Origin of the sequence: Streptomyces sp. NBC_00569 (genome assembly GCF_036345255.1) — a bacterium.
Classification (GTDB): Bacteria; Actinomycetota; Actinomycetes; order Streptomycetales; family Streptomycetaceae; genus Streptomyces.
Window position 1 is genome coordinate 2,856,084 of record NZ_CP107783.1, and the last position, 13,489, is coordinate 2,869,572.

10 protein-coding genes are annotated in these 13,489 nt (G+C 71.8%); 5 read left to right on the top strand and 5 right to left on the bottom strand.

Going from position 1 to position 13,489, the window contains the following annotated elements:
* Nucleotides 1-27: 27 nt before the first annotated feature.
* Together OHO83_RS12945 and OHO83_RS12950 are read right to left on the bottom strand one after the other, a co-directional pair.
* The gene (locus OHO83_RS12945) at nucleotides 28-2,811 is read right to left on the bottom strand and encodes a molybdopterin-dependent oxidoreductase (RefSeq protein ID WP_330279475.1); all 2,784 of its coding nucleotides are present in this window, start codon (nucleotides 2,809-2,811) and stop codon (nucleotides 28-30) included.
* Complete coding sequence (locus tag OHO83_RS12950; RefSeq protein WP_330279476.1) at nucleotides 2,808-3,641, bottom strand: FAD binding domain-containing protein; 834 nt, start codon at nucleotides 3,639-3,641, stop codon at nucleotides 2,808-2,810. Before OHO83_RS12950 ends, OHO83_RS12945 begins: the two co-directional genes overlap by 4 nt.
* Nucleotides 3,642-3,912: 271 nt before the next feature.
* On the opposite strand from OHO83_RS12950, the gene OHO83_RS12955 reads away from it, so the two are divergent.
* Nucleotides 3,913-4,374 (top strand): VOC family protein, encoded by a 462-nt coding sequence (locus OHO83_RS12955; RefSeq protein WP_266675198.1) that lies wholly within the window; start codon nucleotides 3,913-3,915, stop codon nucleotides 4,372-4,374.
* Between the two features lie 26 nt (nucleotides 4,375-4,400).
* Here OHO83_RS12955 and OHO83_RS12960 read toward each other — a convergent pair whose 3' ends face one another.
* Nucleotides 4,401-6,233: a bifunctional sugar phosphate isomerase/epimerase/4-hydroxyphenylpyruvate dioxygenase family protein gene (locus OHO83_RS12960; protein ID WP_330279477.1), complete on the bottom strand. Its 1,833-nt coding sequence runs from the start codon at nucleotides 6,231-6,233 to the stop codon at nucleotides 4,401-4,403.
* A 64-nt stretch (nucleotides 6,234-6,297) separates the two neighbouring features.
* Nucleotides 6,298-7,173 (bottom strand): shikimate dehydrogenase, encoded by an 876-nt coding sequence (locus OHO83_RS12965; protein WP_266675196.1) that lies wholly within the window; start codon nucleotides 7,171-7,173, stop codon nucleotides 6,298-6,300.
* A 128-nt stretch (nucleotides 7,174-7,301) separates the two neighbouring features.
* On the opposite strand from OHO83_RS12965, the gene OHO83_RS12970 reads away from it, so the two are divergent.
* The 3 genes from OHO83_RS12970 to OHO83_RS12980 all read left to right on the top strand — a co-directional run bounded on the left by OHO83_RS12970 (nucleotide 7,302) and on the right by OHO83_RS12980 (nucleotide 10,616).
* On the top strand, nucleotides 7,302-7,967 hold the full coding sequence (locus OHO83_RS12970) for a TetR/AcrR family transcriptional regulator (RefSeq protein WP_330279478.1): 666 nt from the start codon (nucleotides 7,302-7,304) through the stop codon (nucleotides 7,965-7,967).
* A gap of 217 nt (nucleotides 7,968-8,184) precedes the next feature.
* Nucleotides 8,185-9,549, top strand: a complete 1,365-nt coding sequence (locus OHO83_RS12975) for an MFS transporter (RefSeq protein ID WP_266675194.1) — start codon at nucleotides 8,185-8,187, stop codon at nucleotides 9,547-9,549.
* A gap of 137 nt (nucleotides 9,550-9,686) precedes the next feature.
* A complete protein-coding gene (locus OHO83_RS12980; RefSeq protein ID WP_330279479.1) occupies nucleotides 9,687-10,616 on the top strand; it encodes an oxygenase MpaB family protein in 930 nt (309 codons plus the stop codon).
* Here the strand turns inward: OHO83_RS12980 and OHO83_RS12985 are convergent.
* Complete coding sequence (locus OHO83_RS12985) at nucleotides 10,589-12,040, bottom strand: hypothetical protein (RefSeq protein ID WP_330279480.1); 1,452 nt, start codon at nucleotides 12,038-12,040, stop codon at nucleotides 10,589-10,591. The genes OHO83_RS12980 and OHO83_RS12985 overlap by 28 nt on opposite strands.
* A 651-nt stretch (nucleotides 12,041-12,691) precedes the next feature.
* On the opposite strand from OHO83_RS12985, the gene OHO83_RS12990 reads away from it, so the two are divergent.
* Complete coding sequence (locus tag OHO83_RS12990; protein WP_266675191.1) at nucleotides 12,692-13,489, top strand: polysaccharide deacetylase family protein; 798 nt, start codon at nucleotides 12,692-12,694, stop codon at nucleotides 13,487-13,489.

A 13,489-nucleotide genomic window follows, 5' to 3' on the forward strand; every position in this document is an offset into this window, starting at 1 on the left:
CTTCACCCGAACCCCGTTCAGCCCGAGTCAGGCGCCCGGAACGGAGTTGTGCCGGTCGAGGGCGAGCCAGACGCGGTCCCGGGTGACCGGCATCTCGGTGAACCGGATGCCGGTGGCGTCGCGCAGCGCGTTGGCGAAGGCGGGGGCGACCGGGTTGAACGGGCTCTCGCTCATCGACTTGGCGCCGAGCGGGCCGATGGCGTCGGTGGTCTCCATGAAGTGGACCTCGGTGCGCGGGACGTCGGCGTACTGCGGGAGGCGGTAGCGGCGGAAGGCGGCGGTCGTGACCTCGCCGCGGTCGTCGACGCGCACCGTCTCGAAGAGCGTCGCCCCGAGCGCCTGCGCGACGCCTCCCTCGACCTGGCCGCGGCACTGCATCGGGTTCATGACCTTGCCCGCGTCGGCGGCGTGGACGCTGCGCAGGATGCGGATCTCGCCGGTGTCGGGGTCGACGGCGAGGCGGAACCACTGGGCGTTGAAGGCGACGGAGCGGGGCGAGCCGCCCCAGTGGCCGTCGGCGGCCACCTCGTCCGTCGCGCCCTTCGCCTCGGCCGCCTCGTACAGCTCCTTCAGCGTCACCACCCGGCCCGCGCAGTCGACGGCCTCGGCGCCGAGTACGCACAGATGGCGGGCGACCCCCGTGTGCCGGGCCGCGAAGGTCCGCAGCCGTTCGGCGAGCGACCCGGCGGCGAGAAGGACGGCCTTGCCGGCCACCACCGTGCCGGCGGAGCCGAAGGCGCCGGTGTCGTGGCGGACGACGTCGGTGTCGGACTGCCGGACCGTGAGACGGTCCTCGGTGGTGTTCAGCGCGCCGGCGGTGATCTGCTTGTGGACGGTGGTGGTGCCGTTGCCGAACTCGGCCGTGCCGACGGCGATGTCGTACGTCCCGTCGGCCAGGAGGGACACGCGGGCGTCGGCGTAATGCCCGCCGGGCGGGCCGGTCGCGATCATCGCCATGGCCGTGCCCTGCCCGACCAGCCAGCCCTCGGGGGCCTGCTCGGCGCTGGTGTCCTCGGCGATCGCCTTGCGCACGACCCCCAGGCACTGGTCGAGGCCGTACGAGGCGATGTGGAGATCCTCCTCCTCGCCGATCGGGCTGAGCATGTGCTCGCCGGGGCCGATGATGTTCTTCTCCCGGAAGACCAGCGGATCCATGCCGAGACGGCGGGCCAGCTCGTCCATGACCGATTCGACGGCGAAGGTGACCTGGCCGAGGCCGTATCCGCGGAAGGCGCCCGCCGGGACGACGTTCGTGTAGACGGAGAACGCGTCGACCTTCTTGTGCGGGGCGCGGTAGACGGCGAACGACTCGCCGACGCTGTGGAACATGACGGCGGGGCCGTGGTTGCCGTAGGCGCCGGTGTTGGAGACGACGCGCATCTGGATCGCGGTCAACGTGCCGTCGGCGCGGGCGCCGACCTTGATGCCGATGGTGAAGGGGTGGCGGGTGGTCGCTCCGTAGAACTGCTCCGCGCGGGTGTACTCCAGCTTCACCGGCCGCCGCAGTTTCAGCGCCGCCAGCGTGACGATGTCCTCGGTCAGCATCTCCTGCTTGCCGCCGAAGCCGCCGCCCACGCGCCCGGCGACGACGCGCACCTCGTCCTCGGGCAGCCCGTACAGGGCGCACAGGGCGCGGCGCGTCAGGAACGGGGTCTGGGTGGAGGAGCGGACGGTGAGGCGTTCACCGGTGCCGTCCTCCTTGGGCTCGAAGTAGGCGACGCAGCCGTGGGTCTCCAGGCTGGCGTGCTGGACGCGCTGCGTGCGGAAGGTCTCTTCGTAGAAGACGTCGGCGTCGGCGAAGCCGTCCGCGACGGAGCCGATCTCACCGTGCACTTCGCCGGCGACGTTGTTCTCCACGCGGGAGATCCGCGCCTCGGGGCCCTTGCCCTCGTGGATGACGGGGGCGCCGGGGGCCATCGCCTTCTCGGGGTCGGTGACGTGAGGGAGTTGCTCGTAGACGACTTCCACCCGTCGGCAGCCTTCCTCGGCGGCCTGTTCGCTGTCGGCGACCACGGCGGCGACGCGCTGGCCGACGTAGCGGACGGTGTCGTCGAGGACGCGGGTGTCGTCGGGGTCCTCGGTGGGGTGCTCGTGACGGGCCGAGGAGTACAGGGTCCCGGGGGCGTCCTCGTGGGTGAGGACGGCGTGCACGCCGGGCACGCGCAGCGCGTCCGCCGTGTCGATGGAGACGATGCGGGCGTGCGGGTGCGGGGAGCGCAGCAGCTTCATGTGGAGGAGGCCGGGCACCTCGACGTCGAAGGTGTAGCGAGCGGTGCCGGTCACGACCTGGGGGCCCGCGGGCGCGCCGAGGCTCTTGCCGACCGCCTTGCCCGCACAGGGGCGTTCGGTGTGCCGCACGCCCCGCACGGAGTCCTCGATGGCGCGGTATCCGGTGCACCGGCAGATGTTGCCCTTGAACGCGCGGGGCAGGTCCGACAGCTTGCCGTCGTCGTGTTCGGTGCCCTGCTCGGCTTCGAGGGCGGCCGTCGTCATCAGGAATCCGGCGGTGCAGAAGCCGCACTGGAACCCCTGGGCGCCGAGGAACTTCTGCTGGACGGGGTGGAGTTCACCCTCCGGGGACGCGAGGCCCTCGACGGTCGTCACGGAGCGGCCCTGCGCCCGTACGGCCGGATACAGGCAGCTGTGCACCGGCTCCCCGTCCACGTGGACCGTGCAGGCGCCGCAGTCGCCCGCGTCACAGCCCTTCTTCACCCCGAACCAGCCGCGCTCGCGCAGATACGTACGCAGACACTGGCCCGCCCGTGGCTCGGTGTCGAAGTGCTGGGCGTTGACCTCGATGTCGAAGCTCATCGTGCACCGTCCTGGGAGAGCCGGGTCAGTTCGTGGCGGACTTCCTCGGCGAGGCGGAAGCCCATGTGCCGCCGCCACTCGGGCAGTCCGTGGATGTCGTCGAACCAGTCGTCCTCGCCCACGGCCGCCTCGATCGCCCGCCGGAGTTCGCCCCTGTCGGGCGGCAGCGGGAACCAGAGGCGGAACGGCCGTACGGTCGCCGCGCTGATCGTCACCGCCATCGACCCGTCCACCGGATCGAGTGTCCCGATGACCAGCGCTCCCGAGCGGCCGAGCCCGTACAGCGACGCCTGGCGGAAGGCCGTACGGCAGCCGAGTGCCCGCGCGGGCACGGTGACCGAGCGGAGCAGTTCGCCCTCGCCGAGGTCCTTGCGGCCCGCGCCGGTGATGAAGTCGGCGACCTTCACGGTCCGGCGCACCCCTGCCTGCGACTGGAGCAGACAGGTGCCGTCGAGTGCGGCGGTCAGCGAGATCACGGGGCCGGCCGGCAGCCCGTTGCACAGGTTCCCGCCCACGGTCGCCATGTTCCAGATCTTGAACGAGGCCAGAAAGGCACGGCAGCACTGCTCGATCAGCGGCGCCGCCGCTGCCCCGAACTTCCGTCCGAAACGGGAGAGTTGGGCGATGGTGCACGTCGCCGCGATCTCCAGCGAGCCGTCCTCGCCGAGGGTGAGCGGCTCCCAGTCCATGCGGCTCAGATCCACCAGGCGCCGCAGATGGGGCTGCGGCTCGGAGAACAGGTACGTGCCCCCGCCGAGCCATGCGTCGCCGGGCTGCCATGGCTCACGCAGCCGCGCGTCACGCACTTGCTTCACCGTGTTCAGATCCATGTCTCCCACGCCCCTCAGCTGCTGCCTCACAGCCAGTGAAGCCGGGAGCAGGGCCGGAAACGACTGGTGCACCACACGGAAAACGTCACCCCGGCGCCGTGGGCATTGGTTGAACGACCAAGCAGCTCTCGGCTTCGGCACACCGGGATCACGGACCGAATCTGTCCGCAAGAGATGTCAGGGTGGCTTCCAGGACGCGGGCCGACTGTGACCCACGGTCCTGCGGACCTCTTGCCCGCACACGCGCACCCCGCCACGAACGGAGCACCCTGTGAGCCGACACATCCAGGTCACCTTCGACGCCCACGACCCGAGGGCGCAGTCGTCGTTCTGGCGCGACGTACTGGGTTACGTCCACCCCGGGCCGCCCGGCGTCGAGGTGCCCGAGGGCGCCGACCCGCTGGCCGCGTGGGACGACTTCCTCACGCGGATCGGCGTACCGGAGGAGCAGCGCAACACGCACTCGGCCATCGAGGACCCGGACGGGCGGGGCCCGAGGGTGTTCTTCCAGCGGGTGCCGGAGGGCAAGGCCGCCAAGAACCGCGTCCACCTCGACGTCCGCGCCGCCCCCGGCCTCGAGGGAGAGGAGCGGATGACGGCGCTCGAGGCCGAGTGCGCCCGGCTCGTCGCCCTCGGCGCTGCGCGGGTGCGCCGCGACGAGCCCGCTCCCCCGCTGAGCGCGGGCCACATCGTGATGACCGACCCGGAGGGGAACGAGTTCTGCCTGGACTGACGCGTCGCGGCGGTACGGCGCGGGGCCTACCTGCGTCCGGGGCGCAGTGCGTGCTGGGCGGCGAGGCGGACGGGGGCGTTCTGGGCTCCGTAACCGCGGTATCCGCCCTCGCGCTGGACCACTTCGAAGAAGACCCGGCCGACCGTCTCCGTATAGAAGTGCCGGAAGGTGCCGTGCTCGTCGCGGTCGTAGAGGATGCCGAGCTCCCGGTACGTCTCCGTCTCGCCCGGGGCGAACTCGAAGCGCGCCGCCAGGTCGTCGTAGTAGTTGGGCGGTACGGGCAACGGGCGCCCGCCCGCGTCCTGGAAGGCGCGCGCGGCGGCGATCACGTCGTCCGTCGCCAGGGCGATGTGCTGGGCGCGGCCGGCGTCGTCGGCGGGGCCGGGGCCGATGCCCAGGGCGATCCGCACCCGGCCGTCGTCGTTCGTGACGGCGCGGCTGCGCAGCAGCCCGTAAGGGTCGGGGACGTCGACGCTTTCCTGGGGCCTGAGCCCGAGGACCGTGCGGTGGAAGAGCGCGGCCTCGTCGAACTGGTGCCAGGGCTGGGTCAGGGCGAGGTGGTCGATGCTCAGGACGGCGCCCCGCGGGTCCAGGTCTCCGGCACCGGCGCCGGTGCCTGTGCCTGTGCCTGGGCCGGTCAGGGGTGGGAAGTCCTCCCGCCAGTTCGGCAGGCCCGCCCGGTCCGTCGCGCAGAAGAAGATCTCCACGCCGTCGGGCGCCGCCACCGCGTCCAGCGGGGCGTCCTCCGGGGCCCGGTAGCGCGGCAGTACGGGGGCGAGGAGCGCCTCGGCGCGGGCCGCCGCACCCTCCGGGTCGGGGGATTCCAGGCCGAGCGCGGCGAGGGCGAGCCCGTCGCGGTGGCGGACCGGGTCCGTGGTGACGAGGATGCGGGCGTCGCCGCGCTCCCACAGTTCGACGGGCTTGCTGCGGTGCCTGGCCGTCCGGGCCAGGCCGAGCGCCCCGAGGAGCGAGGACACGGCACCGGCGTCCGGGGTGGTGAGTTCCGCGAAGGCGAAGCCGGTGGGCTGGACCGGTGCGGGCGGCGCCGCGATCCCGGCGGCCTCCTGGAGAAGCATCAGGGAGCGCCGGGCGTCGACGGCGGTGGGGCCCGCGTCGGCCTGCCGGAAGACGTCGTTGAACACCTCCAGCGAGAGCGGGCCCGTGTACCCGGCGTTGATCACGTGCCGGACGAGTCCGGTCACGTCCAGGCCGCCCTGCCCGGGGAAGCAGCGGTAGTGGCGGCTCCACTGGAGCACGTCCATCGCCATCAGCGGGGCGTCGGCGAGCTGGAGAAAGAAGATCTTCTCGCCGGGGATTCCCTCGATGCCCTTGGGGTCGGAGCCGCGGGCGAGGATGTGGAAGCTGTCCAGACAGGTGCCGAGCGCCGGGTGCCCCGCCGCCTCGACGATGCGCCAGGCGTGGTCGTACGTGCTGACGTGGCGACCCCAGGCGAGTGCTTCGTAGGCGACGCGGACGCCGTGTTCCTGCGCCGACTGTGCGAGCCGGTCGAGTTGTTCGGCGGCGAGCGCGTCGTCGTCGACGGCGAGGGGCGAGACGCTGGAGCACACCAGGACGGTGTCCGTGCCGAGCCGGTTCATCAGCCGGAACTTGTGCTCGGCGCGGCGCAGGTTCCGCTCGAACTCCTTCGGCGGCACGGCCTCGATGTCCCGCATCGGCTGGTAGAGGTCGATGGTCAGGCCGAGGTCGGCGGTGCGGGCCCTGATCTCCTCGGGGGTCAGGGGACTCGCGAGGAGATCGTTCTCGAAGAGCTCCACCCCGTCGAATCCGGCGGAGGCGGCGGCGGTGAGTTTCTCGGTCAGGGATCCACTGAGCGAGACGGTGGCGATCGAGGTACGCACGGCGGTGCTCCTTGGGAGGGGGACGGGGTGGCGGTGGACGAGTCGGCTGCGGGGGGGGGCGGGGTCAGCCCCGTGCGGCCGCCGCGCCCGCCAGTTCGGCGATGTCCGCGAGCATCCGCGCACTGTCCGGCTCACGGCGCGTGAAGAGGCGGAACGCGTCGGCGGCCTGGAACACCGCCATGCCCCCGCCGTCGAGCGTGGCGCAGCCCACCTCCCGTGCGGTGCGCAGCAGTTCCGTCTCCAGCGGCCGGTAGACGACTTCCGCCACCCACAGGGACGGGCGCAGCAGGCGGACGGGGAGCGGGAGTCCGGGGTGGGCGGCCATGCCGGTGGGTGTGGCGTGGACGAGGCCGTCGGCGCGGGCGAGGTGCTCCTCGATGCGGTCCGGGGTCTCGGCGGACGCGCGGCCCTCGCCGAAGTGCCGGTTCAGCGACGCGGCCAGGTCCGCGGCGCGCTCGGGCATCGCGTCCACGACGGTGAGGTGGCCGCCGCCCAGGGTGAGCACGGCGTGCGCGACGGCCGCGCCCGCGCCGCCCGCGCCGAGCTGCACGACCCGGTCGAGCGCGGCGTCGGGCAGGCCACGGGCGAAGGACGCCGCGAATCCGGTGACGTCGGTGTTGTGGCCGACGGCGCGCCCGCCCTCGAACACGACGGTGTTGACGGCGCCGAGCGCCTCGGCCTGCGGAGCGAGCTCGTCGAGGTGCGGGATGACGAGCTGCTTGCAGGGGTGGGTGATGTTCAGGCCGTCGTAGCCCACGGCCCGGGCCGCCCTCACCAGGTCGCCGACCTGGTCGGGGGTGGCCCCCAGGGGGTCGATGTCGATCAGCCGGTAGAGGTAACGCAGGCCCTGGCGGTCGGCCTCCCGCTCATGGAGCGCGGGGCTCAGCGAGGGGCCGATGCCCGAACCGATCAGGCCGACGAGGCAGGAGTCCTGAGGCACCGTTTCTCCTAATGTACGAACTGGTTCGTTAGTAATACCAGGAAGGCGGCATCCTGGAAAGGGCAGCCGCTCACCGGCCCCGGCGCTGCTTCTACAATCACCAGCACCGAACCGACCCGGAGGAACGCATGGCCACAGTCGAAGAGCCGACGCGACCCGCCGGACGGATCCGCGACGCCGCCCGCACCAAGGCCGAGATCCTCGACGTCGCCACCCAGGAGTTCGCCCGCGCCGGCTACACGGGCGCCCGCGTCGACGAGATCGCGGCCCGCACCCGCACCACGAAGCGGATGATCTACTACTACTTCGGCGGCAAGGAACAGCTGTTCACGGCGGTTCTGGAGCACGCGTACTCGGCGATCCGGCAGGCCGAGCAGGAGGTCGACGTCGACCATCTGGACCCGGTCGCGGCCATCCGCCGGCTCGCCGAGCTCACCTTCGACCACCACGAGGCGCACCCCGACTTCATCCGCCTGGTCGCGATCGAGAACATCCACGAGGCGGAGCACATCGCCGCCTCCGAACAGCTCGGCGCGCTCAATTCGCCCGCGATCGAGGTGATCCGGCGCATCCTCGACGCCGGGCACACGTCGGGCCTGTTCACGGCCGAGATCGACGCCGTCGACCTGCACGCGATGATCAGCTCGTTCTGCTTCTTCCGGGTCTCGAACCGGCATACGTTCGGCGCACTCTTCGGCCGCGACCTGGTGGCGGCGGAGCAGCGCGAGCACTACCGGACCATGCTCGGCGACATGGTCATCGCCTATCTGACGGCGGACCGCGCCGAGGACTGAGGCCGGGCGCCGGACGGGCAGCCGGTGCGGAAGTTTTAGCGGCCCACCCCTTGACACGCGGGTAACGCCAGCGCAACATCCGTAGCCATCCGCTACTAACTACCCAGTGGGTTAATTAACCCCACCGCCCCCACCCCAGGGCCGGCGAAGACACCACGACACCACCCCGCACCCCTCCGCTCGCTTCATCGCCGAAGTGTCCCCCTAGGAGTACGCCGTGACCGTCCCCTCCCCCGGCGCCGCCGCGCCGCCACAGGCCCCTGAGGGCCAGCCGCGCAAGGCAGCGCTCGCGGCCTGGACCGGCAGCGCCCTGGAGTACTACGACTTCTTCATCTACGGCAGCGCCGCCGCGCTGATCTTCCCCAAGGTCTTCTTCGACGAGTCCGACCCGGCGAACGCGACGCTGCTCTCCCTCGCCACCTTCGGCGTCGCCTACGCCGCCCGCCCCGTCGGCGCCCTCTTCCTCGGCCACATCGGCGACCGGCTCGGCCGCAAGAAGATCATGGTCTTCACGCTGGTCCTCATGGGCCTGTCGACGTTCCTCATCGGCTGCCTGCCGAGCCGCGCGCAGGTCGGCTCCCTCGCTCCCCTCCTGCTCGTGCTGTGCCGTGTGCTCCAGGGCATCTCCGCCGCGGGTGAGCAGGCGAGCGCGAGCTCGATGACGCTGGAACACGCGCCACCGGGCCGCCGCGGCTTCTTCACGAGCTTCACCCTCAGCGGCACCCAGGCCGGCCAGCTCATCGCCACGCTCGTCTTCATCCCGGTCGCGGCGCTGCCCGAGGACCAGCTGCTCTCGTGGGGCTGGCGCGTCCCGTTCTGGCTGAGCGTCGCCGTCGCCGTCGTCGGGTACGCGATCCGGCGCTCCCTGGAGGAGACCCCCGCCTTCGCCAAGCAGGCCGCGACCGAGGGCGTCGTGAAGCTGCCGCTCGCCGTCCTGCTGCGCGACCACTGGGCCGACGTCCTGCGCGTCGTCGCCGGATCCCTGATCGCCTCCGTGAGCACGATCTTCACCGTGTGGGCCCTGTCGTACGCGACGAGCGACTCGGTGGGCATGGACCGGTCCGGGATGCTGTGGGTGGGCGCCCTCGCCAACGTCGCGGCCCTCGGCGCGATCCCGCTCTGGGCGAAGCTCTCGGACCGTATCGGGCGCAGGCCGGTGTACCTCGTGGGCGCCGTCGGCAGCGCCGTGCTGATGGCCTGCTACCTGTGGGCGATCAGCACGAGGTCGTACCCGCTGGTCCTCGTCCTCGGCATCCTCACCTTCGGCGTCGTGTACAGCGCGGCCAACGGCATCTGGCCGTCCTTCTACGGCGAGATGTTCTCGACCCGGGTGCGGCTCTCCGGTGTGGCGATCGGTACCCAGATCGGCTTCGCGGTGGCCGGGTTCGCGGTGACGTTCGCCGCCCAGATCGCGGGTCCCGGCGGCGACGACTGGTCCGCGGTCGCCCTGTTCACCGCGGCGCTCTGCGTCCCGCCGGTCATCGCGGCCCTCACCGCGCGCGAGACGCACCGGGTGCCCGCGGAGCAACTCGGCCTGGGCCGGGAGGCCGAGGCCGCCGGCCGCGTACCGACGAGGGTCTGACCCGGCCCCTCTCCGAGAAACCCGAACTGCCTTGCGCCGCCCCGCACTTCACCGCCGGAATTCATACCGCGCCGAAGCGGTCCCGGTGCGGCGGCGGCGCCGTAGGGTTGATCTCCAGGCCACAGATGGGGGATGGCATGCAGCGCTACGAACGGCTCCGGCAGATCCGGCGGCTCGACCCGGACCGGGACTGGCTGACGATCTACCGGCTGACCGCCACCTACGAATTCCCGTGGGACCTCACGCGGGCACTGGAGCTGGCGCTCTACCGCACCTACGCCGTACCGAGCATCGGCCGGCTGCTCGACCTGACGGCCGAACTGACGGAGCGTCCGCAGAGGCGCTACGACGACACCTCGCTGCTGCTCGACACCGTCGTCGAGCACGGCTTCGACAGCATCCAGGGGCGCACGGCGATCCGCCTCATCAACCAGATGCACCACAGCTACGACATCAGCAACGACGACATGCGGTACGTCCTGTGCACGTTCGTCGTCGTGCCCAGACGCTGGATCGACACCTATGGCTGGCGCCGCCTCTCGCGCCACGAGGTGATCGCCTCGGCGCACTACTACCGCGCACTGGGCCGGCACATGGGTATCCAGGGCATCCCGGAGTGCTACGAGGAGTTCGAGGCCTGCCTCGACGCGTACGAGGCCGAGCACTTCGCCCGGGACGAGGCCGGCCGGCGGGTGTCGGACGCGACGCTCAGCCTCATGGCGTCCTGGTATCCGGGCATCCTGGAACCGGTGCTGAAGAAGGCGACGGTCGCGCTCCTCGACGAGTCGCTCCTGCGCGCCTTCGACTACGAGTCGCCGAGCCCTCTCACGCGCACGCTCGTACGGGGCGCCGTCCGCCTGCGCGGCCGTGCGGTACGCCTGATGCCGCCCCGCCGCGCGCCGCACCAGGCCCGCCAGAACCGGGAGATCAAGAGCTACCCGAAGGGCTACCGCGTCAGCGAGCTCGGCACGTTCCCCACGCCGGGCGTGCGCGGCTGCCCCGTCCCGCACACGGCGCCGCCCGGCGAGGGGTCAGCCGGTCACAGGCCGCCGCCGCGCACGACGTAACTGCACTGCGTGTACGAGTATCCCGGCCTGATCTCGCTCCCTGCGGCGCGGTCGGAGACGGCCGCCGTCGTGTCCGCGCTGTGCTTGTGGAGGAAGTGGTACTTCCCGGCGGGCAGCCTGATCGTGGCCTTCGGGTACTTCCTGTTCGCCTTGCAGGCCTTGCTCCGGCCCGCCGACTCGCTCGCATACATCGTGCAGGAGCCACAGGCGGCGAGCTTGACGCTGCCGGTGACCGGGCCCGTGTAGAGGACCTCGACGGGGCCCGGGCCGTCGTTGCTGACGACGAGCGTCATCCGGGCGCCGCCCGGACTCCCGGCGGGCGGCAGGTGATTGCCGGCGGCGGGACGCAGCCCGGCGATCTCGGCGGCGATCGCGATGTCCTCGGCCCTGGCCCGGTGCTTGCTGTTCTTGTACGTGTCCGCGAAGTCGGCCAGGGTCTTGCGGGCGTCGCCGAACTTCTTGTCCTTGAACTCGTCGACCCCGCAGGAGTAGACGCCCTTCTCCACGGCTGTGTCGACCTCGGCCGCCACGCCCGCCCCCGCATCGTCCGGGAGCGCGTCGGCCGTCCGGCCGATGCTGCGCAGTTCGTCCGTCGCGGTGCAGGGTTCGGCGCCGCCGAGGCTGCGGTCGCGTGCGGCGACGGCGTCGCGCAGGGCGCCTCCCACCTGTCCCGCCTGCTCCGACTTCGGGAAGGTACGCAGGAGTCGGCCGAGCTCGCCGCCGTCGGAGCCTGCGTTCTCGGCGCCGAGTCTGCCGGTGCCGCACGCATACAGGGAGGCGGCCAGGGGCTTGTCGGGCCAGGTGGCGAGGGAACCGAGCACGCCGCGATCCATGTGCCGGCCGGGGACGGTCCGCAGATAGGTCAGCGGCTCGATCGCCTCGCAGTCCTTCTTGTCCGTGTACGGCTTGGCCACGGCCTTGTAGTAGGCGTCGAGCCGGTCGGGGACCAGTCCGGCCGCCTTGGATCCTGCGTGGTCGTGGGCGAGTTCGCGGTAGCGGGCCAGCGCGGCGGTGTAGTCGGCGCGGCCTTCGGCGAACGAGGTACGGGCGGCGGCCTTCGCGACGAGCGCGTCGGCGCCGTCGAGGCGGCCGAGCAGCATCTCCTCCACGGCGTCGTCGCGCGCCGCGCCGTACGCGACGACGCCTCCCGCGGGCACGGCGAGCAGCACGATCCCGAGCGCCATCGCCACAACTGGACTGCGCAGTGGCGTAGTTGCCGCTCGCCGTGCCGCGTCCAGAGCGGCGACGAGCAGCAGGAGCCCGTACGCGACGAGCAGCCCGGCCGGTACGCCGTCGGGATCGGCGGGCAGCGCGAGGACGAGCAGCGCGGCGGTGGCGGCGAGACAGGCGACGGCCAGGACCCAGCGCCTCAGGAGAAAGTAACCGGCCCCGAGTCCGGTGAGGTTGAGCAGGCCGGCGGCCACGGCTCGCACGGGATCGGCGGGAGCCTTGGGTGCGGGGACCACCGGTGGTCGTGGCGGTGGTGGAGGCGGTGGTCCGAATGCCGGCGGACGGGTCGGCGGGGGCGGTGCGGCGGGGTACGCCTGCGGCCGTACGGGGCTCAGCGGCCGGGGGCCGGCCGGTCCGGACGCCGACCCCGTCGTGACGGGCGCCCCTGACCCGGGAGGCCCGAAACTCGGCGCGGCACCCCGGCCCGGATCTGCGCCGGACCCAGGGTCGGCGGCAGCCGAGCCGCTCGGGCCGGCCTCCGGCCCCGACGCCGGCCCCGCCCCCTCCACATTCCGGGGAATCGCATCCGCCGGCACCGCGTCCCGCGGCTCCCGCGCCCTCGATCCCGAAGGCGCCCCCGACCTCGATTCCGGATCCGACCCGGATCCCGACCCCGCGTGCCCGTCCCCCACACCCATCTCGGTCCCCCAACCGTCAGGCGTCGCGCCAGAGGGACACCATCCGCAACGGCGCACGCGCTGTCAATCGTGCGCGCACACCCCCGTCAGGCCCTCCCTGCCGCGACCACCGGTCGGATCAGTACCGCCCAGCGGCATCACCGCAGGCCGGACCGCTATACACCCTGGCTATACATCGTGCGTATACACGCTATGTATAGTCCTGGCATGCCTACCGCGATTCAGAAGATGAGGAAATCCAGGGCCGCGTTCCACGCCGCCGCGCTCGTCACCGCCGGCGCCCTGGCCTTCGGCCTGAGCGGCTGCACGTCGTACGACACGACCGCCCCGAGCGGGGCCAGGGCCGACAGGAGCCACGCGGACGCCAAGAACGCGGGGGCCTCACTGGGGACCGTCGACTGCCGCAAAGCGAAGTGCGTGGCGCTCACGTTCGACGCCGGCCCGAGCGAGAACAGCGCGCGGCTGCTCGACATCCTGAAGGAGAAGCACGTCCCCGCGACGTTCTTCCTGCTCGGCAGGAACCACATCGCGAAGTACCCGGAGCTGGTCAGACGCATGGAGCGCGAGGGGCACGAGGTCGCGAGCCACACCTGGGACCACAAGATCCTCACCGACATCGACGACGCGCAGATACGGGAGGAGTTCGAGCGGCCGGACGACGCGATAGAGAAGCTGACCGGGAAGCGGCCGACGCTGATGCGGCCGCCGCAGGGCCGCACGAACAACCATGTCAGCGAGCTCGCCGAGAAGGAGGGGCTCGCCCAGATCCTGTGGAGCGTGACGGCCAAGGACTACACGACGAACGACTCGGCCCTGATCAGGAAGCGCGTCGTCGAGCAGACGAAGCGCGACGGAATCATCCTGCTGCACGACATCTACAAGGGCACCGTGCCCGCGGTGCCCGGCGTCATCGACGAACTCAAGGCGAAGGGCTACGTGTTCGTGACCGTGCCGCAGCTCTTCGCGCCGGGGAAGGCCGAGCCGGGCAGGATCTACCGGCCCTGA